The sequence below is a fragment of the Gallibacter sp. Marseille-QA0791 genome (genome assembly GCF_965119705.1).
Classification (GTDB): domain Bacteria; phylum Bacillota; class Clostridia; order Peptostreptococcales; family Anaerovoracaceae; genus Lentihominibacter; species Lentihominibacter excrementipullorum.
The window spans coordinates 1,139,884-1,164,329 of sequence record NZ_CBCPMH010000001.1; the positions used below are offsets into that span (position 1 = coordinate 1,139,884).

The window sequence follows — 24,446 nt, forward strand, 5'->3', positions numbered from 1 at the left end:
TCAGCAGTCCTCGTTCGTCTTTCACGTCATTATCCCTGTTCTGTCACCACATCTTCCATAGTATAGACGCCCTTTCCCTTTCCCTCCATAAATGCAGCCGCATCACAGGCTCCGGAAGCGTAGCATCTCCAGTCATAAGCATCGTGGGATATCTCCATCCTCTCTCCCATACAGCCGAAGATGACTCTGTGAGTGCTTGGCGTGTTCCCCACTCTGACGGAATGTATCTGGATATCCTCCATATCTTTATCCAGCGAACGCTGGACCATCTCCTCAGCCAGCTCTATAGCCGTTCCGCTGGGAGCGTCTTTCTTCGTTTCGCTGTGCATCTCGATGATCTCTATTCTACACTTGCTCCCCAATCTGGCCGCGGCCTCTCCCAGTATTTCCCTCATGACATTGACCACATAAGATGTATTGGCCGCCTTCATCACCGGGATATCCTTTCCCGCCTCAGTGAATTTCTCCGCCTGTTCCTGAGTAAACCCCGTAGTGCCACATATAAGACTCTTTCCATGGATCCTGCAGCTTTCCAGTACCTCCATAGAAAGCTCCACTGTAGAAAAATCCAGCACCAGGTCACACTCGTCTATGATTTTTTCGATATCATCGTAGACCACAGCTCCCACCGGGCCGTCAGCTCCTGCCACGACTCCTATGTCCTCTCCTATATAGCCTCTTCCCGGAGCTCCAACGCCTCCCACGATATGGATATCATCTCTCTTGTACGCTTCCTGCACTATCAAACTTCCCAGACCGCCTCTGGGCGCTGTTATCACTGTTTTTATCATCGTACCGCTCCTTTCTTCCATCAACTGTCCTTTTTTCCGCTGACGGCAACTCTCAGAAATGATTCTATCGCTTTCAGGGGATCCTCCCTGTTGACAGTCAGCCTTATGAACGGCTCCTTGCCACCATTTATGGCCATCTTGCCACCATATATATCCATAAGCCCTGACATGACTCCTGCTGTCAGCTTCACATTTTCCCACAACTTGAATATTATCTTGTATCCCTGTTGCAGTATCTCACTGACGCCCAGCTGCCCGGCCATGGCTCTTATCTTGGATATCTTTATCAGATTCATGGTATCCTTTGGTATATCCCCGAACCTGTCCAGCAGTTCATCTACGATCTCGCCTTCATCATCGTCGTTCTCTATCATAGCTATCTTCTTGTACATCTGAAGCCGCAGCACTTCATTTTCTATATACCATTCAGGTATAAGAGCCGGTATGGAAAGACTGAATGCCGTTTCCTCCGCGGGCGGGATGACATCTCTTCCCCTGGCAGCTTCAACGGCCTCCTCGAGCATCTTGCAGTAAAGCTCATATCCTACGTTCATCATGTGGCCTGACTGCTCGGTGCCCAACAGATTTCCCGCTCCTCTCAGCTCCAGATCCTTCATGGCTATCTTGAATCCGGAGCCAAATTCTGTGAACTCCTTTATTGCTCTGAGCCGCTTCTCGGCAACCTCGCTCAGAGTCTTATCCTTCCTGTACATCAGGTAAGCATAGGCCATCCTGCCGGACCGGCCGACCCTTCCCCTCAGCTGATGGAGCTGTGCCAGTCCGAACCGGTCGGCGTCCAGGACTATCATAGTATTGACATTGGGGATATCGGTTCCCGACTCTATTATAGTAGTGGCCACCAATACGTTGTACTCGCCTTCCGCGAAATCCATGATAACATTTTCCAGCTTGCTTTCTCTCATCTTCCCATGACCTACTATCACAGATGCCTCCGGGACCAGCGCTTCTATATCGCTGGCCACCCGCTCAATGGATTCCACCCTGTTGTAAAGCACATAGACTTGCCCGCCGCGGGCCAGTTCCTTTTCGATGGCGTCGCGTATCACAAAATCATCCTGCTCCATCACATATGTCTGGACTGGATACCTGTCCTCCGGCGGCTCTTCTATAATGCTCATATCCTTGACGCCGGACAGAGACATGTGGAGCGTCCTGGGTATCGGTGTGGCCGAAAGAGTCAGGACATCCACGTTGGTCTTAAGCTGTTTGAGCTTTTCCTTATGCTTCACACCGAACCGCTGCTCCTCATCTATCACCAACAGCCCCAGATCCTTGAACTCCATGTCCTCCGACAGCAGACGATGAGTCCCTATCACCAGGTCTATGCGTCCTTTTTTCAGTTCCTCGGCGATGTGTTTCTGCTGTGCGGCATTTCTGAACCTGGATAACATCTCGACTTTGAAGGGAAATTCCTCGAACCGGTCCTTCAGAGTGTAATAATGCTGATTAGCCAGTAGCGTAGTGGGCACCAGTACGGCTGCCTGTTTTCCATCAGCGACACATTTGAACAGAGCCCTGGCCGCTACTTCGGTCTTGCCGAATCCCACATCGCCGCAAAGCAATCTGTCCATGGGGCTTTCCTTTTCCATATCGGCTTTTATCTCCTCGACACACCTCAGTTGATCATCGGTCTCCGTATACGGGAAACTGTCTTCGAATTCCTTCTGCCATACCGTATCCGGAGAAAAAGCGTGACCCTTTTCTTTCATCCTGGCCGCCGATACTCTTATCAGTTCCTGAGCCATATCGTCGACAGCCTTTCGTGCCCTGGCCTTGGTCTGTTTCCATTCGTTTCCCGAAAGCCTGTTGAGCTTCGGCGTCACACCGTCGCCTCCCACATATTTCTGGAGCATCCCCAACTGATCCACAGGGATATACAGCGAATCCTCCCCTGCATACTTCACTTTCAGATAATCCTTCTTCACTCCCTGGACTACCAGCTGTTCTATACCGATGAACTTGCCGATACCGTGACTTTCATGGACAACGTAATCACCTGCCTGTACGTCGGCAAAATTTTTTATGGCCGCGCCTGAAGACCGCTTTTTCCTTTTACGGCTCTTCCTGCTTCCCCCAAATATATCGCCTTCCCATATATAGCAGACTTTCCTGTCGCTGAATTCCATACCGGCCGTAAGAGTTCCCCTCTTCACCGTTACTTTTCCCGCCAGTTCTTCTCTCTCCAGAAAGTCTTCCATGTTCCTCATCCGCTCATCACTGCTGCATACGATGGTCACATGGTATCCACGCCTCACATAGCTGTCCAGCTCTCCTTTCAGCACATCCATCCTTCCATTGAATGCCGGTGTCTGTCTGCACTCGACGTTTATCAGTTTGGAAAGAGGCGGTGCGTTCCTGATGGTGCTGACAAAAGGCGTGAAGATATATCCATCCTGTTGATACAAACGGAAATAATCCTGCTGCCCCGACATGGACCTGAAGTCATCGCCTATGCCTCGTCCGGCTTCCAGTATGGCGTCTATATCGTCAGCCCGTTCCTTTTCATAAACATCCAGAGTCTCAAGTATCCTGGCCGGATCATCTATGAAGATCTGCGGCTCGGTCATATAATCCCATATATACACGGTCTCATCATAAAAATAGCTGATAAACTTCTCCAGGTACTGGAGATTCATCATGCTGTCGGTGTATTCCAGCAGTTGCTCTTTCCTCTGTCTGAGGTTATAGACTCTTTCGCTGTTCCCTTCTTTTTTCTCCAGCGCTTTTATCCGCCTGTCATAGGCAGTCTTTATCCTTTTTTCCGCATCTTCAAATACCTGAGCGTCTCTTACCAGCTGGGAGCATTGATACACGGTGATGGAATCGAGCGGATCTATGGATCGCTGAGTGTCTATGTCGAAGGTCCTTATGGAATCCACCTCAGTGTCGAACAGCTCCACTCTGTACGGGTCGTCACTGTCGGGAGTGAATATATCTATTATTCCTCCTCTTATGCTGAATTCTCCACGGTTTTCAATGACAGACATCCGCTCATATCCCATAGCCGTGAGCTTCTCCTTTATCTGTTCAGTATCCACCTCGCTGCCCAATCCTATTTCTATGGTGTTCTCCGCGAAGATCTCACGTGGAGGCAGCTTCTTTATAGCCCCCGTGACCGGCGCTATCACTACGCATTCCCTGCCACTGGAAACTGCCCTCAGCACCTTCATACGTTCCAGAAGTTCGTCATTGCTCTTGGCCTCATACTGTATGATGGTTTCCTCCTCCTGAGGCAGCACGTATATATCCCGCTCACTAAAAAAAGAAAGGTCTGTCGCCAGTCGTCTCGCCCTGTTGATGGTCGAAACCACGATCAAACTCTGACCTTTTTCTTCACGGATGATATCTGCGATTATCGGCGCGACTCTCCCTTCAGCCGCGCCCGTTATGTTGATCATTCCCTTTTTCGTCACTTGTGTCCCTTCTCACATTGTATCGATTCATAGCGCGATCTATTCCTTCCTCCAGAATAGATATGACAGCATCTGCCGCTCTGTCTACCGCATCCTTCAGGATATCCTGCTCTTTTTTTCCTACTCTGCCTATGACAAAATCCTTCCAGTCACGGTCTCCACTGCTTCCGATTCCTACTCTCACCCTTGGGAAATCCTGGCTTCCCACATGTGCTATCACCGATTTCATACCATTGTGGCTCCCTGCGCTGCCCTTCTTCCTTATTCGCAGCGACCCCATGTCGATATCGAAATCATCATATATCACGATCAGGTTTTCCGGCTCCACGTGATAATATCCCATTATTTCCCCGATGGATTCGCCGCTGAGGTTCATATACGTCTGAGGCTTTACCAGCAGGACTTTCCGGCCGGAAATGATACCATCCCCGACCAGCGCTCTGTGCTTTATTCTGCTGACATCTATCCCACATTTCTCCGCGATCCGGTCTATCACCAGGAACCCCATGTTATGTCGCGTCTTCTCATACTTTTTCCCCGGGTTTCCCAGTCCCGCGATCACAAACATTTTTTCATATCCTTTCACGCTGCCATCAGTCAAAAAGCTTACTGATGGAACCATTGGTAAATACTCTCGTCATAGCTTCGGCAAAAAGAGGAGCAACAGAAAGTATCTTCATCTTCTCTATTCTCTTTTCCTCAGGAACAGGTATGGTATTGAGCAGCACCAGTTCCTCTATGGCTGAATTTTCTATCCTCTCTATAGCCGGGCCTGAGAGGACTCCGTGGGTAGCGCACGCTCTTACACTGGTTGCGCCCATCTCCCTGAGGGCATTGGCGGCATTGGTTATGGTACCTGCGGTATCTATCATATCATCTACCAGGATACAGTTCTTTCCTTCGATATCACCGATGATATGCATGATCTCGCTCTTGTTGGGTTCCGGTCTTCTCTTATCGACAATAGCTATCGGTGCTCCGAGAGGCTGTGCCATATTTCTGGCTCTCGTTACGCTTCCGTGGTCAGGAGAAACGATAACTACATTTTCCAGATCCTGATCCGTAAAATATTTGGCCAGGATAGGCATACCCACCAGATGATCGACAGGGATATCAAAATAGCCCTGTATCTGAGAGGCATGAAGATCCATCGTAAGAACTCTGTCCGCCCCAGCGGCCACCAGGAGATTCGCAACCAGCTTGGCTGTGATAGGATCTCTGGCCTTGGCCTTCCTGTCCTGTCTGGCATAGCCATAATAAGGTATTATAGCATTTATCCTGCCTGCGGACGCCCTTTTCATAGCATCTATCATTATCAGCAGCTCCATCAGGTTATCATTGACCGGGTCACTGGTAGACTGCACTATGTAACAGTCAGAACCTCTGACTGTCTCCCACAGATTCACCGAGATCTCTCCGTCACTGAACTTGTTCACAGTCGCCCTTCCGAGAGGCTTCCCCATTATGGACGCTATCTCCTCCGCCAGCTCCGTATGGGAATTTCCCGCAAATACCTTGTAGTTTGAAAATACGCTGTTTTTCATTTTGTTTCTCCTACCTCTACTTTCCTGTTCATTCAACGAGTTGTTATTTCTTCAAGATGCCTCTCTTCTCTACCCAGCCTTCCAGCGACCTTCCTCTGGCCCTTGCCACATAAAGAGCGCCATCCGGTACATCACTGGTTATGGTGCTCCCTGCTGCCACATAAGCGTCTTTGCCCACATGCACCGGAGAGACCAGGTTCACATTACATCCTATGAATGCTCCATCCTCCACGACAGAACGATATTTTCTGCTCCCATCATAATTTACGAAGACCACACCACAGCCCAGGTTCACCCGTTCTCCAACGTCAGAATCCCCAACGTATGTCAGATGAGCCGCTTTGGCTCCGTCTCCCAGCTTGGAATTCTTGATCTCCACGAAATCTCCCACCTTACAGCCGTTCCCGACCTGGCTTCCCGGCCGCAGATAGGCGAAAGGACCTACCGACGTGTCTTTTCCTATAGTGCTGTCCAGTACCACTGAGCTCTGCACCGATGTCCCCGAACCTATGACTGAATCTTTTATCCTGCTGTTCTGTCCTATGACGCAGTTTTCTCCGATCTCAACATCTCCTTCGATAACGACGCAGGGGTATATGACAGTGCCTGCGCCTATCCTTACACCCTCATCGATATATGCCGTCCTGGCATCGATGAACGTCACGCCTTTCTCCATATACGCCAGGTTCCTTTCAAGACGTGCCCTTTCCAGCTTTTCGTATTCCTTTATATCCATACTGCTTTCTCCTTGAATCCTTACTCGTACGGTGCTCCTAGAACCTCTTGTCTTTTTCCAGGATCATCTCACCCACCTTATATATATCTCCGGCACCCATGGTTATCACCAGATCGCCTTCTTCGGCATTGTTATACACGAAATTGGCTATCTCTTCGAAATCCTTGAAAAAGTACACATCCTTTTCGGGATCTTTCTCCTTTATCTTGTTCATGAGTGTCTTAGAGCTCACTTTATATATATTCTTCTCCCTGGCCGCATATATCTCCGCCAGCACCACCTTATCGGCATCACCGAAGGACTGGGCGAAATCGTCCATCAGGGCCATCGTCCTGGTATAAGTGTGAGGCTGGAAAAGACACCACAGATCATTGTGCTTCATGTTCCTCACTGCCGCCAGCGTAGCCTTTATCTCTGTCGGGTGGTGAGCGTAGTCATCTATTATCTTGATACCATTCATGGTCTTCCCAAGCACATCGAAACGACGCTGTATCCCCGTGAATCCTTCCAGTGTCCTGACGATGTCATCCACGTCTACACCCAGTATATGACCGCAGGCGAAAGCCGCCAGCGCATTGAGGATATTATGCTCTCCCGGGATACTGAGAGCTACCCGGCACAACTCTTTCCCACCGTGGTTCACCGTAAATCTCGGCATCCCCTCATTGTCAAAATCTATATCAGTAGCGAAATAGTCACAGCTTCCACTGAGCCCGAAGGTCACTGCGTTAGGTATGTCCTCGATAACGCTCTTGACAAAAGGATTAGCGTCATAGGCGATGACAGCCCCATCCGACGGTACCAGCTTGGCGAATTTGTCAAAGGAGCTGGCGATATGCTCCACATCCTTAAAATAATCGAGATGATCGGAATCTATGTTGAGTATTATCTCTATTTTCGGCTTCAGATTGAGGAAGCTGTCCATATACTCACACGCTTCAGTAACGAAATAATCATTCTTTCCTATATATACGTTGCCGTTTATCTCCGACAAATTGCCGCCTACCAGTATGGTCGGCTCCTTTCCCGCATCCTTTAACATCAAAGAAACCATAGAGGTAGTCGTGGTCTTGCCGTGAGTCCCCGATATGGCTATACTGTTGTCGTATTCGTCCATCAACAGTCCGAGAGCCTGTGCCCTCGTTATCGCCGGTATCCCCATCTCATCAGCTTTCATAAGCTCCGGGTTATCCTTCCCCACCGCCGAAGAATAGATGACCAGGTCGGCCTTTTCCACGTTTTTCGCTCTATGGCCCAGGTATATATCAGCTCCTTCTTCTATGAGCCTCTCCGTTATTTCACTTTCCCTCATATCTGAACCGGATACGTCGTAGCCTCTGGATATGAGTATCTCGGCTATGGCTGACAATCCTATGCCGCCTATGCCGATACAGTGGATCCTCTTGTAATCAGGCAAATTAATCATCCATGCGCCTCCCAAATCATAGTTACAACGATTATATCATATTTGTCTTTAAAAATGCGTCCTATTTGCGAAAAAACGGATTTGACAAAAAATACGGATAATATTACTATATTTATTAAAAATAGTTCGCCTTATCATCATTGCCATCGATAGATAATACGCACAGGAGGAAGTACCCATGAAACGAAGTCACAGAGTCGGGGCCATATGTCAACTGCTTACCGAATCTCCCCACAAAGTCTTCAATCTCAAATATTTCTGCGATAAATTCTCAGCGGCCAAATCAAGCATAAGCGAGGACATAAGCGCCGTAGCTGCCGCAGTCCGCGCCAACGGGCTCGGATACATAGAGACAATGCCCGGCGCTGCAGGAGGAGTGAAGTACGTTCCCGACATTTCCCTGGAAAAAGTACGCCAGATACAGGAGGATCTGTGCCGCCTCCTCCGCGAAAAAAACCGCATCCTGGGCGGCGGCTTCCTCTACACATCGGACATCATGTACAACCCGACCATCGTAAAGGGCATGGCTCAGATATTCGCCAAGAAGTTCAGATCCTCAGGAGCCAATTATGTGGCAACTATCGAAACTAAAGGCATCCCGGTCGCCTTCATGACGGCTCAGCTCCTCAATATCCCAGTCATCGTCGTCAGACGTGAGACGAAAATATCAGAAGGCGCCACCGTCAGCATAAACTATTTCCCCGGCTCCTCCGAGCGTCTCCAGAAGATGTCCATCTCCAAACGGGCAGCGGTACCCGGATCCAAAGCCCTCATCATAGACGACTTTATGCGCGGAGGAGGCAGTATAAAGGGTATCGCAGAAATACTGTCAGAGGTAGATATAGAAGTGGCTGGCGTAGGAGTCGCCATCGTTAACGTTGAGCCCAGGAACAAAAAAGTCAGCGATTACGTTCCTATCGTCTACCTGGGAACCGTAGATGAATATGACAGAACTGTGGAAGTGACAACGAATTTTCAGATTTTTTAAAAAAATACTTGTTTACGTTATTATTCTATTATATAATAAGGTTATTATTATTGCGAAAAGCAATGATAACATATTACTACGGCACGAAAGGCGGTACTACAAATGAATATTACTGACGTAAGAATTCGAAAAATCAATGACGAGAGCAAGATGAAGGCAGTGGTCTCCATAACCTTTGACGATGAGTTCGTTGTACACGACATCAAGATCATCGAAGGTCAGAACGGACTTTTCATCGCTATGCCAAGCAGGAAAATGGGTGAAGGAGATTTCAGGGACATCGCGCATCCACTTGTTTCCGAGACTAGAAACAAGATCAGGGATGCTATTTTTGAAGAGTACGAAAAAGTCCTGGCTCAGAAAGTTGCCGAAGCGGAAACTGCCGTTGATGAAGAGTAGAATAACAATCTCACGTCAAACTTATTGTTTATAGCACGATCAAAAATCAGCAAAGGTCTGCCGCGATAGATGTCTATCGCGACAGACCTTTTTTCTTTCTTGTGGACACTGCACCGAATGATCACTGCACGACTTTGACTACTATCAGATTAGTAGTTCCCGAAACCTGCAGCGGCATCCCCGCACTGAAGACTACCGTGTCGCCTTTCTTTATGAGACCTGCGCTCTCGGCCTCCGCCGTCACCTTATCCATCAGATCATCCCAATCGTTGCTGAACTCGGTCAGAAGCGGGATCACGCCTCTGGTGAGAGCCTGCTGATGATAAGTTTTCAACCTTGGAGTCGCGGCGATTATCGGCTCAACAGGTTTGTATTTCGCCATCATTTCCGCCGTATAGCCTGACGTCGTCACGGCGATTATAGCGCTGGCCTTTATATCTTTCGCGGTGGTGCATGCCGCATGGCCTATAGCATTCGCTATATCCTTTTCATCGGATTCCACCTCGAGGAATTTATACTGGTTCACGTCCTCGGCGTCCTGCTCAGCCCGGCAGACTATTTTTGCCATAGCCTCAACGGTCTCCACCGGGTATTTCCCGGCCGCGCTCTCTCCCGAAAGCATTACCGCTGAAGTCCCATCGAACACGGCGTTGGCCACATCGGTTATCTCAGCCCTGGTAGGAGACGTACTGAAAGTCATAGATTCCAGCATCTGAGTGGCCGTTATCACCAGTTTTCCTTCCCGGCAACATTCCTTGATGAATTTCTTCTGTATGCCCGGCAGCTTTTCAAAATCCACTTCGACACCCATATCGCCTCTGGCTACCATTATCCCGTCTGACAGCCGCAATATATCATGAAAGTTGCTGATGCCTTCCATGTTCTCTATCTTGGAGATTATCTTTATCTTTTTCCCGCCATTGTCATTGAGCAGCGTTCTCAGTTCTTCCACATCTCTGCCGCTCCGCACGAAGGACGCCGCCACATAATCCACATCCATCTCGATACCAAAGAGGATATCATTCCTGTCAGCTTCGCTGATATATTCCAGATCCAGAGATTTGTTCGGTATATTGACTCCCTTCCTGCTCTTTATCCTTCCGCCTTCCAGGACACGGCACACAACTTCCGTATCTGTAGTAGCTACGACCTCCATCTTTATCCTGCCGTCGTCTATCAATATCCTTGTCCCTTTTTCAACTTGAGTCGGAAGCGCTTTGTATGTGGTGCTGACCTTCTCTTTCGTGCCTTCACAGCTCTCAGAAGTGAGCGTGAACATATCGCCTTCCTTCAGATCCGCGCCGCCGTCGGTGAAATCGCCGATCCTTATCTCAGGTCCTTTGGTATCCAGCAGAACGGCCGCCGGGATGCCCAGCTCATCTCTTACCTTTCTGAATGTCTCTATAGTCTCTCTGTGCTGCTGGTGAGTCCCATGGGAAAAATTCAGCCTGGCCACATTCATACCGGCCTTCAGCATCGCTCTCATGGTTTCTTCATCTTTGCTCGCAGGGCCCAGAGTGCATACTATCTTGGTTTTTTTCATCATTGTCCACCTGCCTTTCTTCGTTGTTTCTTCTGTCAATAGTAAAATCCTGTGTTCGGATCGGAATACTCCTTTACTCTGTCTTCATAAGCATCCATCGCGGCTTCCTCAAAAGCTAATGTCTGATCCTCCACGCCGCATCGTTGCAGGATATACCGGGCGAACGGCGGATTGAGTACCAGGAGAGGCCCTATCACATATGTGGCCATGAAATTGTTGAGCCTGATACCCTCTTCTTTTATCTCCGGATTGAGTCCCGGCCCCCGTTCTGTCATAAACAGCGGCGATGCCTCTGTGCCGTCTTCCCAATAGGAATGAGTGAACTGGCTCTTGAAGCCCACTATCTTCATCGGATCCGCACCCCCGGCCGCATCGCCGCTCTGCTGCTTTCCGCTGTCGAAAGTACCGATGTACAGCGAGTTGAACCTGTTCATCATATCTCTCTTCGTCGTTATGTCAACCAGTCCCAGCCCGTCTACGATCGTTCCATCCACGTCTTCTATCCGCTTGCCAAATACCTCCAGAGCATTACCGGTGATGAGGAAATTGGCTCCGTCTTTCATCAACTCCTCTATTCGCTGCCTGTATCCCGATAATTGCCGGATAGCCAATTGCTGAGAGCTTTCGGTCATAGTTCCCATGTATATCAGGTCAGGCGTCTCCGATACCAGCAGCGGCCTGTCGTTTATGGCCGTTTCGATGACTTCTATATGAGGACATGACTTCTTCAGATATTTGATATTTTCCAACTCCCCGTACAGGTTGCATATTTCCGGGAAGAGTACTTCCACCTTCATATTCTGTCTTCCTCTCTTTCTTCGATGATCTTCTTGACTTTGTCGGCCACCTTTTTCCCCAGCTGTATGGAATCGGTCCCATACAAGACATATATATGACTGCCGGTAAGCTTCAGCTTATCAGGCGCGTCCAGTTCATCCTCCGTGTATGATATTTTCTCATCAGGGATCCCGGCCATCAACAGCCTCAGCCTGTAATCCTTTCCTCTGGGACCGCACACCACTATATTCTCTATATCATCGTTATCGAGGAGTTCAAAATCGCAGTCGTACATCCAGCATATATTCTCAGACCACGTCCTGGCGTCGCCCCGACAGCTGTTCATGATGATTATCTCTTTTTTCCCTTCGCATCCGGAAATATAATCAAAAACTCTGGAAGTGGCAAAAGCGTTTTTATCCTTTGCTAACATTCTGCATATAGTATAGCTGTAGACTTTGTCCTCATCGTATCGCGAACCTACTATATCGATATTTTTCAGGAAGCCTTGTATCTGCCGGTGCGAATATCCCAGTTCCGATAACAGCGCCACCACCGAAATCACGTTGTAGATATTATATACGCTGTCGTTGAGCAGCCTGTAGCGAACATCGCCGTTTCTGTCCCTGATGGCGATAGTCATATCTGACAGATCCACATCATGACCGGCATAATCATACTCAGGAGCTTTGAATCCACACTGAGGGCAATAAGCTCTGCCTATATGGCTGTATCTGACGTACTCGTATTTCAGCCTGCTGTGACACTTGGGACATATCTGAAAATCGTTTATCAGATTGTGGCATTCCGTCTCATCACCGTCCATCTTCTCTATGCCGAAATAGACTCTCTGGTTTTCAGGCGATACGCCGGAACAGATCATATCATCTGCGTTGAGTATCAGCTTGGTGCTTTCGGGAATGTATCTGGTAAGAATGCCCGAAATATACTCAGGATGTCCGTTCCTCATGATAGAATCTCTTGACAGGTTGGTCACGACCATATATTCGGGCTTTATATACGGATATATCAGTCTGGCAGAACGCTCATCTATCTCAAAGATACCCATCTCTTTGGTGCATCCTCCTCCTATGCCGCAATTCTGTATCAGACTGGTTGCCAGCCCCGTATTGATATTGGAACCGGCTCTGTTGTCGACTACCTTCCTACCGTCCAGCGCAAGAGCGTCTATCATCATATTGGTAACGGTAGTCTTTCCGTTGGTTCCCGTAATAGCGATGATCCTCTTCGGTTTCCCTATATATCTCAGAAACTGAGGACAGATCTTTATAGCTATGACACCCGGAAAATTGGTGCCGTTATGTCCCGTTATCTTAAGGGCGACTATGGACAGCTTGGCTACCCACAGCGCTATCAGAAATCTTAATCTTCCCATATTTTCCCGTTTTCCTTTCATCTGTCTGCAATCCTGTTATTATATCACGAGTCGGTTGATGGCGCCATATCAAACGTATTATTTCCGGCAAAGGCACCTTAAATAACGAAAGCCTTTGTTTTTTCTCCGTATTATGTTAATATTAATTAACAAATCAATGAGGAAGGCAGTGTTTAGTGTAATATGAAAAAATTGAAATTCCTAATAGGCCGTATATTTGAGATTGATTACAGGCAGCTGTTCGATACAGTCAAAAAAGTGCATAAGATCTCCGGGAAAAACAGCATCGCTTTGTTCTTCGACATCATCTACTGCGGATTCAGATATCAGGCCGGCTATATAGACTACCTGAACGCCAGGATGGACAGGCTCAACAAAAAAGAGCGCCTGGATGTGGTGACCCGAGGCGTCAATAACCAGTACGTGGTCAAATACAATGATTTTGACTACGTCCACTATTTTCTCAATAAAGCTGATTTCAACGAAAAGTTTGGCAAGTTCCTGGGCCGCGACTGGCTGCTGGTCGAAGGAGAAGATCAGCGCAGCCAGTTTGCCGATTTCATCAAGGGAAAAGATGATTTCATACTGAAGCCTACCGATGGTACACATGGGGACGGTGTCGCAAAGCTTCCGGCCGAAATGGCTTCCTTCGATGCCAGTATGGACAAATGCCCTTACCTGGCTGAAGAACGGATCATCCAGGTGGATGAAATGGCTTCTCTCAATCCAAGCAGCGTAAATACCATCAGGGCTATCACCTTCCTCGACAAGGAGGGTAAAGCAAACCTTCTGGCGGCATATATGCGCATCGGGAGAGGCGGTATCGTCGATAACTTTTGCAACGGCGGTATGCTGACACCCGTCGACCTGGAAACGGGAACTCTGATGTACCCTGCTGTGGATGGAGAAAACGTAGCCTACGAGACCCATCCTGTCACTCACAAATCCATAGTCGGTTTCAAAATCCCTCAATGGGAAAAAGTTAAAGCAATGGCGCTTGAAGCCGCCCTCGTCGTTCCGCAGGTCCGTTACGTAGGGTGGGACATAGGAATATCCGAAAAAGGTCCGTGTCTGATAGAGGGCAACGAATATCCCGGCCACGTCTTCTACGTGTTCGCCGAACATCACCCTGATAAAAAAGGGTGCCGACATGTTTTCGAATCTGTAATGGATTGATGGAAACAAACCGAAAGAAAAGTGCGCCGGCGTGTCAGAACAATTCTGACACGCCGGCGCACTTTTTCATGATACAAGGAATATCATGATCAGCAAGCCGACTTTATTCTCTTAAAGCTTACGTCTTGTCATATGGTTCTTCTCAGTTCCGCAAGTCTGTATTCGTATGCCTCTGTTATTTCTTTCTCAAAACACAGCGAATCGCCTAACCCCATTATCCGCAAAAGCTTCTTAGCAAACAACGGATTCAATATGAGGAACGGGCCGAGAGAATAGGTACCGAAGAAATTCCCTCGATGGATCCCTTCCAGCTTCGTATCGGGATTCATTCCTATTCCCTTTTCTATCGTTATGAAGCTTTCCTGGAAATCACCATAAGCGAAAGAAAACTGGCTCCTGTGGCCCAGGACTGTAAGGTCATCGTATGTCCCGATAAACTGTGAATTATGACGTTCTCTTTTCATATATCTTACAGAATGGAAATCGAAAAGGCCTAGCCCTTCTATCTTCCTGTCGCCATCTTCGATATGCTTCCCGAAGATCTCCACTCCATTGCCTGTCACCAGAAATATGGTCCCCTTTTCTATCAATTCCGAGATCCTGTCACGGTGGGGTCTCAGCATCTCTATTATCTGTTCCTGCTTCCTTTCCGTGGTACAGCCAAGATATATCATCGATATATCATCTTCCTCGACAAAAGCAGGCGTTTCCTTATGAGATGTGGCGACGACTTCTATCTCCGGATTACATCGCCGCAAATACTCCACATTATAACTTTCACCATAGATATTGCACAACTTCGGGAAAAGAAGTTCTATCTTCTTCATCTCGCTGCCACCTCCCTCGCTCTTTCCACGATCCTGTCTCTCATATTCTTCGCCTTGGTGACATAGTCTATTTCAAACAATACATAGACCTTCTCTATCCCGGATGTATCCACATGCTCTACGATATCCGCTTCATCTTCTACGCACACGATCCGGCTCTCATCTATACCGGCAAGCAATAGCCTGAGCTTATGATTGAGATACATGTGACCGCCCACTATGATTTTCTTTATATTAGGGCTGTTGAGAAATTCGTAATCGGTTTCATAGAGCCACGTAAGTGTTTCTGATGGATGATTCCTGTCCTGCAGCTCATCAAGCAGAAGCACCAGCTCCTTTTCCGAAGGCTCCTTGGCCATATACTCGAATACCGTGGATGCCGCACTGACATTCTGACTCTTAGCGGCATATGTGATATACTCTATCCCGTTGAATTCCACGCTGGTCTCCCGTATTTCCGTGACCTTCTGGGTCTTGAGAAAATCCACCAGCTCCTGTTTGCCCGTTCCCAGTTCACGCATCAGCGCGATATACGACAAGACGTTGAAGGCATTGAACACCGTGTCCGAAATCAGCGGATACGCCGTTTTCTCACCATCCTCATCTATAATTATCTCCTCGTTCTCATGGTCTATAGATTCTGCAAAATACTTAGCTTTCGGGCTTCTGAAATCACAATCCTCGCAGTAAAAATCCCCCAGATGCCTGTAGAATCTGTAGTTGTAATGTATATCGCCGCCGCAATACGGACATACGGCTATATCTTTTACCACATTTTCGAAAGGATCTGCGCCTATATCAGCCATACCATAAAATATCCTCTTCGCTCCGGAATCGACAGCCAGCTGCGAGCTTATAGGATCATCGGCGTTTAATATGGCGACAGTTTTGTCTCCCAATACATCGAAGGTCCTCTCCACATGATCAAATATATATTCCGGGTGTCCGTTCCTTCTCAATGAATCCTTGCTTATATTGGTCACCAGTATATAGTGAGGCCCCACCAGTGTCATCGTATCATCTAAGGTCTTTTCATCAGCCTCCAATACAGAAACGTCCATTTTTACCGGTCTGTTGAGAAAATCCACACATCGCATCAGATTGAGCCCATAGCCGGCCTGAAGGTTGGCTCCCCAGTCATTGAAACTGACTCTGAGTCCATCAGCCATGAATTTGTTGGCAATAAGCGCAGATGTGGTAGTTTTCCCGTTGGTTCCGGTGATAGCTATCACGAGAGGCGGCTTGCTTATATATTTAAGAAAATCGGGACACAGCTTATACGCCAGAAGTCCCGGCCAGTCGTTGCGTTCGCTTCCTTTCAGCTTGAATATGAACATCACGACTTTTGAAATCCAAAGAGCAATAAAAAATCTGATCATCCTTCTTCTCTCCCTACATATCGCTTAGCATGAACACATTGCTAAATTTTATGGTAACCAAGCTTGTTTATTTTAACATGTTTATCTCGACATTACCACCTGTACGAACATTATTAAGGAATTCTTAAAGGATGATCTCAAAGCTTGCTCTCTTCTCCTGTACCATTGCCTGATATCCCTCTCCCGCTATTTTGCGAAATGAACTGGATATTCACTCCGTTAGGATCCTTCACAAAGAAAAAGGCTGTTCCCGGTATCGGCTCCACCAGCGGAGTCGTTTCCATCCCCTTGTTCCACAGCGCCTCGTGATATCCCTCGGCATCCTCCACTTCAAAACCGATGGATATCCCTTCCCCGCTGTATGCCTCGTCCTCGTTACCTATCAGCTCTATACAAGTGCCTCCCTTCTCATCAGCGAGAAAAACTATGTTGAGAGGTCCCTTTCCCCGCATATCCCTTATTATCTCAAGACCGGCGATATTCTGATAAAACTTTATAGATTCTTCCAGCTTTCCGCTGTTTATCGTAACGTGTCCTATTCTCATCTTTTGCTCCTTTCCGCCTGACGGCAGTGCATGATCGTTTTTTTCACCAAACATACATCATATGTCGCCATTATATGCCACTATTATTATACTACCGCCGTTACTGCCGTCAAGGATACCTTTTTCCATATGTCGCATGTCTTCTCCCGCGCTTTCGGAGCTTCTGTCTCAGGACAGGAGCCGGCCGCTTCACGAAGCACACCTGCCAATGGAAATTTAAGTATTGACATGGGGATCGAGTTAGTTTATACTAATCAATGTAAGTTAGATTTAACTAACCTATGTGCTTGAAATATGTTTCTATTGTCGGGAGTATGTTATGAAATTACTGGAAGCATTTCTGATAAGACACTGTTCACCTACGCTGGCAGCGCTGAAAACGGCAAGCCTCTTCAATTGCTCCTATTCAACGGAAAAAGAGCTGATCGAGGATATAGAGTATTGGAACGAGACGATGATGATCAAAGGGATAGGCCTGTTCATGCTCAGAAAAGGAAACGGACGGGCTCTGATATATGTCTGTCGCCTTCCCGATTTGGAAAAGGAGTTCGCAAAACCGCAGACCATGGCTTTCCTGAAAAGGTACGGCTACGAAGATATGGATGTGCTGAGCGCTATCAGACGTCTTAGCGCCAGGCTTCAGGCCACCGGAGAGTTCCCCCATGAAATAGGAGTGTTCCTTGGATATCCGCTGGAGGATGTGACAGGATTCATCGATAACAGGGGCAAAGGTTTTCTTCGTTCGGGAACATGGAAAGTCTACAGCAATATCGCTGAAGCGGAAAAGACTTTCTACAAGTACAAGAAATGTACCGATATATATACCAATTTGTGGGAGGGCGGAAAAAGCATATGGCAGCTTACAGTAGCTGCCTGATCTATTCCATTCGACAGGAGGTATATGATGAAAAAAGTAGCTGTAGTATATTGGAGCGGAACAGGGAATACCGAAGCGATGGCAATGTCCGTAGCCGATGGTGTCAGGGCCAAAGGGGCTGAGGTCGATCTCTTTACCAGCGGTGATTTCACAGCTGATATGGTGAAGGATTATGATTCTATTGCTTTCGGCTGCCCTTCCATGGGAGACGAGGTGTTGGAGGAAAGCGAATTCCAGCCCATGTTCGACGCGTGCAAAGGCAAACTGAGCGGCAAGAGGATAGCACTGTTCGGATCCTATGGCTGGGGAGACGGGGAATGGATGCGCAACTGGGAAGCTGAATGCACGGATCTGGGCGTCGATATGGCGTGCGCTCCTGTCATTTGCAACGAAATGCCTGATGCTTCGGGCAAATCTGACTGTGAGGCGCTGGGCTCGTCTTTAGCTTAGCAGCATCCATAACATATTCATGATGAAACAAATAGAAACACCGGTGACGGTAGGTAAAAAGAACGCCAGGGCAGTCCATTTGAGACTGCCTGTTTCTTTTTTCACAGTAAGGCACGTAGTGCCGCAAGGAAAGTGGAACAAACACAATATCACCACTGACATCGCCGTCTGAAGCGACCATCCGCAGGAGCTCAAAATCTCATGCAATTCTGCAAGACCGCTATAATCGGTCAGGGTGCCAGCAGACATATAGCACATCAACATTACAGGTATGACTATTTCGTTAGCGGGAAATCCCAGGATAAATGCCATCACGATAACGCCGTCCACACCTATGAGACGGCCGAAGGGATCGAGCGCTTCCGTACATCTGTCAAGCAGCGACATATCGCCCGTCTCTATATTGGCCAGCAGCCATATGACGACTCCAAAAGGAGCAGAAATCATGACAGCTCTCCCCAGGACAAAGACAGTTCGATCCAGCATCGAACGAACGATGATACTTATTATTTTCGGTTTTCTGTAAGGCGGCAGTTCCAACACAAAAGAAGAGGGAACGCCTTTCAGCACGGTCGCGGAAAGTATCCTGGAAATGATCAGAGTGATGAAAATGCTGAAAACTATAAAAAACGCGAGGATAGCTCCGGCTGCCAACGATGACATATACGAAGCGCCGGGAACAAAGAAGATGAGTATTATAGCTATGAGAGCCGGGAACCGGCCGTTGCAGGGCACAAAGCTATTGGTGAGCACTGCTATAAGCCGTTCACGGGGAGATTCTATTATCCTGCAGCCTGTCACCCCACAGGCATTGCAGCCGAAGCCCATACACATGGTAAGAGACTGTTTGCCATGCGCGCCGCAACACCTGAAAGCGTGATCCAGGTTGAACGCTATCCTGGGAAGATATCCGAAATCCTCCAGTAACGTAAACAACGGGAAGAAGATAGCCATCGGAGGAAGCATCACAGATATCACCCATGTGAGTGTGGTATAGAGGCCATCCATGAGGACCGAGATCAAAACAGCGGGCACAGAAAGCTCATCCAGGACTTCTCTGATGTGCTCGCCAAGGAATGAAAAAAGAGAAGACAAAGCCGCTGACGGATAATTGGCTCCAGCCATGGTCAGCCAGAATATCAAAAGCAGCAGGAGAAACATAATAGGAAAACCAAGACTTCTGGAGGTCACTATCCTGTCCAGCTTCCTGTCAAAGCTGTGAGGCTCATCCTTTGTCAATGATACGCAATGACTATATATATCCTCCGCGGAAGGAAGTGAGACGCGACGATGCGGCCGACTCTCCCTAAGTGTGGCGCTGTACAAAGTCTCCAGGATATCTTTCATTCCCTCACCCGAGCGGGCCGCAGCGGCGACGACAGGTATACCGAGCAGACGGCTCAGCTTCTCCACATCTACGCGGATCCCTTTCTTCTCCGCTTCATCCATGAGATTGACACAGAGAACGGCATCAGACGTAATGTCGAGGATATCGCGTACCAATATCAGATTTCTCATCAAACATGTGGCATCAGCTACGATGAGTACGATATCAGCCTTCTTTGAACGTATGTAACTGCCGGTGACCTTCTCATCAGGCGAAGAAGAATCCAGCGAATAAGCGCCGGGCAGATCCACCAGTTCAAAAGTAACGTTCTTATATGTCGTATGTCCGACAGCGTTGGTTACAGTCTTCCCCGGCCAGTTGCCGGTATGCTGCCTCATGCCTGTAAGCGCATTGAAGACAGTACTCTTTCCTACGTTTGGATTTCCCGCGAGGGCAATGGTTTTCTCTTTCATAAAAACACCTCTCTGGGAAGTATATGATGGGACTCTCAGAGAGGTGAACATCGTTTTTCATGACATCACGCGCCTGTTGCCGGAGACACGAGTATCTTCTCTGAGTCTTCATGTCTCAGAGCCAGGACAGCGCCCATGACCTCATAGGCGGAAGGATCCTTTGCAGGGCTGTCAAATAGATGTCTTATCAACGCGCCGGGAATGATACCATATCCGCGGAAAACACCGTTGTTTTTTCCGCCGAGGTCTATGGAGCGTATTATATACTCTTGTCCTGTGATGGTATCAGGCAGAGAAATCAATGGATCGTTCATAGTTGACCTCCATGGGAAAATGTTGTATCATTATTATATATCGTCTTGTAGCCAAAATATTGGGCGACCGCCAATATTATCATATAAAATCTCTTGACAATGGGTTACTAAAATGGTAAGATAATTTTCGCAGCGATTGAAAGATGTGCTGTTGTGTGGCGGTGTAGCTTAGTTGGCTAGAGCGTCCGGTTCATACCCGGAAGGTCGGTGGTTCGACTCCACTCGCCGCTACCATTTTAGAAACGACAGATTCATATGGGCGCTTAGCTCAGCTGGGAGAGCACCTGCCTTACAAGCAGGGGGTCATAGGTTCGAGCCCTATAGCGCCCACCAATTATGTGGTCCGGTAGTTCAGTTGGTTAGAATGCCAGCCTGTCACGCTGGAGGTCGACGGTTCGAGCCCGTTCCGGATCGCCAAATATCATTGGGAGGAAACTCCCATCAAGGCGACATAGCCAAGTGGTAAGGCAGAGGTCTGCAAAACCTTTATTCCCCGGTTCAAATCCGGGTGTCGCCTCCAATTTTTTCAGAGCGGAAGCCCCGCTCGCGATGTGGTGGGTATAGTCAAGTGGTTAAGACAGCGGGTTGTGGCTCCGTTATGCGTGGGTTCGAATCCCACTATCCACCCCATTTATATGAATGAGAGAACGTTGGGGTATCGCCAAGCGGTAAGGCAATGGATTCTGATTCCATCATGCGCAGGTTCGAATCCTGCTACCCTAGCCAAAAATAAAAACTGCCGAAAGGCAGTTTTTATTTTATCCGGAAAAACCATCAAATAGTTCACCGTCTCCTTATCCCTTTTATCCTTTACAGCAGCCTTTTATCCTTTACAGCAGATCGTTCATGCTTTTAAGGCTTATAGCCAGCGTAGAAGCATTGTGCATCAGCGCCGACGTAGTCGGCTGTATCACACCGAGTACGCCCAGCAGTATCAGGCTTCCATTGATACCTACTATACTCTTGTAATTCTTCTGTATCCTTTCCATCAGACTGTTGCTGAGCTTTTTCAGGACTACCAGCTCCCTGAGGTCATCTGCCGCTATGGTGACATCAGCTATCTCCCTGGCTATCTCCGCCCCGTCGCTTATAGCTACGCCTACATCTGCCGCCGACAATGCCGGCGAATCGTTGATACCATCCCCTATCATCACTACCTTGCTGCCGGCAGCTTTTTCCACTTCCACGAAACGCGCTTTATCTTCAGGAAGCACTTCGGAGTAATACTCGTCTACCCCGGCTTTTTTCGCGATATCTCTGGCTGTTCTCTCGCTGTCCCCTGTCATCATCACGACTTTTTTGATCCCCAGCTCCTTCAATTCCGCTATGACGCCGGCTACTTCCTCTCGCAGCGGATCATGGATGCATATGACAGCGGCCAGCTTCCCCTCTATCGCCATATAAAGATGCGAGCACTCAGGAGGAAGGTTTTCAAATCTGCTCCTGTATTCTTCAGCCACAGTACAATGCTCATCATCAAATATGAAATGATGACTTCCTATCACAGCCTTCCTGCCATCCACGGCCGAAGATATACCGTGAGCTACGATGTATTCCACTTCCGAATGGAGGCCTTCATGGTCTAAGTTTTTCTCCTTTGCAGCATCAACTACCGCTTTCGCCATGGAATGAGGGAAATGCTCCTCCAAGCATGCAGCCACTCTCAGCAACTCATCAGGTTCACTCCCGTTGAAAGAGATCACATCAGATACTACCGGCGTCGCTTTGGTCAGAGTCCCCGTCTTATCGAATATCACTGTATCCGCCTCCGCCATAGCCTCCAGATATTTCCCGCCTTTGACGGTTATTCTGTGACCACCCGCTTCTCTCATGGCCGACAGCACCGATATAGGCATAGCAAGCTTGAGCGCACAGGAAAAATCGACCATCAATACCGCCAACGCTTTAGTCACATTTCTGGTCAAAAGCCATACAAGAACCGTCCCCGCCAGCGTGTACGGCACCAGCTTATCAGCCAGATGCTCAGCCTTGCTTTCGAGAGATGATTTAAGCTTTTCCGTCTCTTCTATCATCGTCACTATCTTCTCGAACTTGCTGCCTCCACTGGTTTCCTTCACCCGGACCGTCAATTCCCCTTCTTCCACTACCGTTCCGGCATATACGGAAGAGCCTTTAGCTCTCCTCACCGGCATGGCTTCTCCGGTAAGAGACGCTTGATTGACCATAGCCTCACCGCCTGTGACCATACCGTCAAATGGTATCACATTGCCCATATATACCCGTACTATATCACCTTCCTGCACCTCTGACGCCGGGACGAGAACATCGTCATCATCCTTACACAGCCATACGCTGCTCACATTGAGTGCCATACTCCTGGCCAGATCATCCACAGATTTTTTGTGAGTCCATTCCTCAAGGATCTCCCCTATTCCCAACAGGAACATAATAGAACCGGCAGTTTTGAAATCCCCCCGTATCATCGAGACTCCTATGGCGGTAGCATCCAGCACAGGCACCTCGATTTTGCCGCTCATAAGCACCTGTAACCCCAATCTGATATATTTGATCGACTTCAGTACAGCCATAACGGCTCTGAGCTGATAAGGAAGAAATAATCTGTTGACACACTTTCGCAAAATATGTGTCAACAGCTTGTCCCGGTACTGCCGGTTCAGTTGCCTGCCCGAATTACGCAGGTAATCCTCCGGCACGTGAGCTTCGCCGTAGCTGAATTTTTCCAGCGCGGATATTATATCGTCCCGCTTCCCGCTGTAATATATCACCACACTCTGCGACCTCTCCTGTATTCTGATCGATGTCACAGACGATATCTTCTCAAGGTGATATTGCAGTATATCCGCCTCAGTGCAAGTCATTCTCCTTTGCAGCGTACAAATCCTCATACGCCCGTCGATCTCATGCTTTATAATAAATTTCATTTCACACTCTCTATCACACCAGAAAACACCTGCAGTTTCCCACAGGTGTCCATCGACTTATCCTAATTCTCCGATTTTTCCTCTGAGCCGCTGTTTCCCTCAGGCTTCTCCTCAGCCTGCCCGTATGTATCTTCTTCAGCCGCCCGTTTCTCATTTATCTGCTGAGCCTCAGCATATATATCTCCCGCGTTATCCTGTGCTTTCGCCGCGATGTTCATGACACATTCCTTGGCTCTGAGCGCCGCAGCTGTACAATTAGTGTATACTTTTTTCGCATCTTTGCTCGTCAGGATCTTTATCCCGGCAGTGCCAAAAAGAACTCCGGCCGCAAAGATACCGGATTTCTTGGCGTCGATATTCTTCAGATATTTCATGATGTTGATACCTCCTATTTGTGTTTATAACCGGTGTATATAGTCATTGCCAGGCAGGCGACCATCGCAAACGTCCAGAATTTATGCCTTTTCATAAAATCATCCTCCTTTTCCCGGCATCCGCCAATCTTGCATAACGTTATCTTATATCAAACTATCCGCAGTTTCTATTTCTTTTTAACTTAGTGAAAATTTTTTTCACTTTCTCGTGCTCCCCGTCTGACGCTTCTGCTCATCCGACTCATGCGGTATAAGGGTGATCTTCTTTATCCTCTGCTCCCTGACATATCCGCCGGCTTGCAGACCGGCCGCTATCACCACATCAAGAGAGCTTTCCGACAATGTCCGAAATGTCCCGTCCGTCAGCTCTATAGTACAAACTACATCGGCCTCCTCATCCGTATCACATTTTATCCGATAGAGATCGCTCCTGCTGATAGCGCCTATCTCTTCCAGGGAATTCACCAGCCTGTATACAGTGGAGATCCCTATGTCAGGATTCTTTTCCGTCGCTTTGTAATATATCTCCTTACAGCACGAACACTCCTCATTGAGAATGATATCCAAAAGGACCATCCTCTGTTTAGTGATCCTGTGCCCTCGCTCTTTCAATTTTCGGAGAACGATGTCCTTTCGCATCTCCGTCCTAGTATAATCCATACCTCAACTCTGCCCCATATCGGCTCTTCAAGCCATCGACAACTTTCGTTCACTGTAGTTAGCTTATACTAATCTCGAGTTATTGTCAACAAACTTCTTGAAAATAG

Annotated in this window: 22 protein-coding genes and 6 tRNA genes; 11 read left to right on the forward strand and 17 right to left on the reverse strand. The window is 48.1% G+C overall.

The window, feature by feature from the left end:
• Positions 1–29: 29 nt before the first annotated feature.
• From dapB to murC, 6 genes are read right to left on the reverse strand one after another with little or no spacing between them, the layout of a single operon-like run.
• On the reverse strand, positions 30–791 hold the full coding sequence (dapB, locus tag ACQY69_RS05215; RefSeq protein ID WP_428259200.1) for a 4-hydroxy-tetrahydrodipicolinate reductase: 762 nt from the start codon (positions 789–791) through the stop codon (positions 30–32).
• A 20-nt stretch (positions 792–811) separates the two neighbouring features.
• Positions 812–4,225, reverse strand: coding sequence for a transcription-repair coupling factor (gene mfd, locus ACQY69_RS05220; protein ID WP_428259201.1), 3,414 nt, complete (start codon positions 4,223–4,225; stop codon positions 812–814).
• Entirely contained in the window at positions 4,185–4,793 is a 609-nt protein-coding gene (gene pth, locus ACQY69_RS05225) for an aminoacyl-tRNA hydrolase (protein WP_428259203.1), read from the reverse strand. The genes mfd and pth overlap by 41 nt, the downstream gene beginning before the upstream one ends.
• Before the next feature lie 25 nt (positions 4,794–4,818).
• Positions 4,819–5,769, reverse strand: coding sequence for a ribose-phosphate diphosphokinase (locus ACQY69_RS05230; protein WP_428259204.1), 951 nt, complete (start codon positions 5,767–5,769; stop codon positions 4,819–4,821).
• Positions 5,770–5,812: 43 nt separating this feature from the next.
• A complete protein-coding gene (locus tag ACQY69_RS05235; protein WP_428259206.1) occupies positions 5,813–6,505 on the reverse strand; it encodes a DapH/DapD/GlmU-related protein in 693 nt (230 codons plus the stop codon).
• Positions 6,506–6,542: 37 nt separating this feature from the next.
• Positions 6,543–7,931 (reverse strand): UDP-N-acetylmuramate--L-alanine ligase, encoded by a 1,389-nt coding sequence (murC, locus tag ACQY69_RS05240; RefSeq protein ID WP_428259208.1) that lies wholly within the window; start codon positions 7,929–7,931, stop codon positions 6,543–6,545.
• A gap of 178 nt (positions 7,932–8,109) precedes the next feature.
• On the opposite strand from murC, the gene purR reads away from it, so the two are divergent.
• Both purR and spoVG read left to right on the forward strand, forming a co-directional pair.
• Positions 8,110–8,919, forward strand: a complete 810-nt coding sequence (gene purR, locus ACQY69_RS05245; RefSeq protein ID WP_428259210.1) for a pur operon repressor — start codon at positions 8,110–8,112, stop codon at positions 8,917–8,919.
• 102 nt (positions 8,920–9,021) lie between these two features.
• Positions 9,022–9,318 carry a septation regulator SpoVG gene (gene spoVG / locus ACQY69_RS05250; protein ID WP_428259212.1) on the forward strand — a complete coding sequence of 99 codons (297 nt, stop codon included), beginning with the start codon at positions 9,022–9,024 and terminating at the stop codon, positions 9,316–9,318.
• 121 nt (positions 9,319–9,439) lie between these two features.
• Here spoVG and pyk read toward each other — a convergent pair whose 3' ends face one another.
• From pyk to ACQY69_RS05265, 3 genes are read right to left on the reverse strand one after another with little or no spacing between them, the layout of a single operon-like run.
• Complete coding sequence (gene pyk, locus ACQY69_RS05255) at positions 9,440–10,861, reverse strand: pyruvate kinase (RefSeq protein WP_428259214.1); 1,422 nt, start codon at positions 10,859–10,861, stop codon at positions 9,440–9,442.
• Positions 10,862–10,896: 35 nt separating this feature from the next.
• Positions 10,897–11,658 carry a hypothetical protein gene (locus ACQY69_RS05260; RefSeq protein WP_428259216.1) on the reverse strand — a complete coding sequence of 254 codons (762 nt, stop codon included), beginning with the start codon at positions 11,656–11,658 and terminating at the stop codon, positions 10,897–10,899.
• Entirely contained in the window at positions 11,655–13,034 is a 1,380-nt protein-coding gene (locus tag ACQY69_RS05265) for a MurT ligase domain-containing protein (RefSeq protein ID WP_428259218.1), read from the reverse strand. The genes ACQY69_RS05260 and ACQY69_RS05265 overlap by 4 nt, the downstream gene beginning before the upstream one ends.
• A 183-nt stretch (positions 13,035–13,217) precedes the next feature.
• Between ACQY69_RS05265 and ACQY69_RS05270 the strand changes: the two genes are divergently transcribed.
• Positions 13,218–14,210 (forward strand): sugar-transfer associated ATP-grasp domain-containing protein, encoded by a 993-nt coding sequence (locus ACQY69_RS05270; protein ID WP_428259220.1) that lies wholly within the window; start codon positions 13,218–13,220, stop codon positions 14,208–14,210.
• A 128-nt stretch (positions 14,211–14,338) separates the two neighbouring features.
• On the opposite strand, the gene ACQY69_RS05275 is transcribed toward ACQY69_RS05270, so the two are convergent.
• The 3 genes from ACQY69_RS05275 to ACQY69_RS05285 all read right to left on the reverse strand — a co-directional run bounded on the left by ACQY69_RS05275 (position 14,339) and on the right by ACQY69_RS05285 (position 16,961).
• Complete coding sequence (locus tag ACQY69_RS05275; protein WP_428259221.1) at positions 14,339–15,037, reverse strand: hypothetical protein; 699 nt, start codon at positions 15,035–15,037, stop codon at positions 14,339–14,341.
• Positions 15,034–16,416, reverse strand: coding sequence for a MurT ligase domain-containing protein (locus ACQY69_RS05280; protein ID WP_428259223.1), 1,383 nt, complete (start codon positions 16,414–16,416; stop codon positions 15,034–15,036). The genes ACQY69_RS05275 and ACQY69_RS05280 overlap by 4 nt, the downstream gene beginning before the upstream one ends.
• Before the next feature lie 137 nt (positions 16,417–16,553).
• The gene (locus ACQY69_RS05285) at positions 16,554–16,961 is read right to left on the reverse strand and encodes a VOC family protein (protein WP_428259225.1); all 408 of its coding nucleotides are present in this window, start codon (positions 16,959–16,961) and stop codon (positions 16,554–16,556) included.
• 319 nt (positions 16,962–17,280) lie between these two features.
• Between ACQY69_RS05285 and ACQY69_RS05290 the strand changes: the two genes are divergently transcribed.
• On the forward strand, positions 17,281–17,838 hold the full coding sequence (locus ACQY69_RS05290) for a DUF3793 family protein (RefSeq protein WP_428259227.1): 558 nt from the start codon (positions 17,281–17,283) through the stop codon (positions 17,836–17,838).
• A gap of 27 nt (positions 17,839–17,865) precedes the next feature.
• Positions 17,866–18,288, forward strand: a complete 423-nt coding sequence (locus tag ACQY69_RS05295) for a flavodoxin (RefSeq protein WP_428259228.1) — start codon at positions 17,866–17,868, stop codon at positions 18,286–18,288.
• Here the strand turns inward: ACQY69_RS05295 and feoB are convergent.
• Both feoB and ACQY69_RS05305 read right to left on the reverse strand, forming a co-directional pair.
• On the reverse strand, positions 18,280–20,088 hold the full coding sequence (feoB, locus tag ACQY69_RS05300; RefSeq protein ID WP_428259229.1) for a ferrous iron transporter B: 1,809 nt from the start codon (positions 20,086–20,088) through the stop codon (positions 18,280–18,282). The genes ACQY69_RS05295 and feoB overlap by 9 nt on opposite strands.
• 65 nt (positions 20,089–20,153) lie before the next feature.
• Positions 20,154–20,402 carry a FeoA family protein gene (locus tag ACQY69_RS05305; RefSeq protein WP_428259230.1) on the reverse strand — a complete coding sequence of 83 codons (249 nt, stop codon included), beginning with the start codon at positions 20,400–20,402 and terminating at the stop codon, positions 20,154–20,156.
• 157 nt (positions 20,403–20,559) lie between these two features.
• On the opposite strand from ACQY69_RS05305, the gene ACQY69_RS05310 reads away from it, so the two are divergent.
• The 6 genes from ACQY69_RS05310 (at position 20,560) to ACQY69_RS05335 (ending at position 21,128) form a co-directional block, all read left to right on the forward strand.
• Positions 20,560–20,636: transfer RNA gene (locus tag ACQY69_RS05310), tRNA-Met, on the forward strand.
• 23 nt (positions 20,637–20,659) lie between these two features.
• A tRNA-Val gene (locus ACQY69_RS05315) sits at positions 20,660–20,735 on the forward strand.
• Positions 20,736–20,742: 7 nt separating this feature from the next.
• Positions 20,743–20,819, forward strand: a tRNA-Asp gene (locus ACQY69_RS05320).
• A gap of 28 nt (positions 20,820–20,847) precedes the next feature.
• Positions 20,848–20,922: transfer RNA gene (locus tag ACQY69_RS05325), tRNA-Cys, on the forward strand.
• A gap of 34 nt (positions 20,923–20,956) precedes the next feature.
• Positions 20,957–21,032, forward strand: a tRNA-His gene (locus ACQY69_RS05330).
• 21 nt (positions 21,033–21,053) lie between these two features.
• Positions 21,054–21,128, forward strand: a tRNA-Gln gene (locus tag ACQY69_RS05335).
• Positions 21,129–21,232: 104 nt separating this feature from the next.
• Here ACQY69_RS05335 and ACQY69_RS05340 read toward each other — a convergent pair.
• The 3 genes from ACQY69_RS05340 to ACQY69_RS05350 all read right to left on the reverse strand — a co-directional run bounded on the left by ACQY69_RS05340 (position 21,233) and on the right by ACQY69_RS05350 (position 24,339).
• The gene (locus ACQY69_RS05340; protein WP_428259232.1) at positions 21,233–23,305 is read right to left on the reverse strand and encodes a heavy metal translocating P-type ATPase; all 2,073 of its coding nucleotides are present in this window, start codon (positions 23,303–23,305) and stop codon (positions 21,233–21,235) included.
• 62 nt (positions 23,306–23,367) lie between these two features.
• A complete protein-coding gene (locus ACQY69_RS05345) occupies positions 23,368–23,679 on the reverse strand; it encodes a DUF6110 family protein (protein WP_428259234.1) in 312 nt (103 codons plus the stop codon).
• 198 nt (positions 23,680–23,877) lie between these two features.
• Entirely contained in the window at positions 23,878–24,339 is a 462-nt protein-coding gene (locus ACQY69_RS05350) for a transcriptional repressor (protein ID WP_428259236.1), read from the reverse strand.
• Positions 24,340–24,446 lie beyond the last annotated feature (107 nt).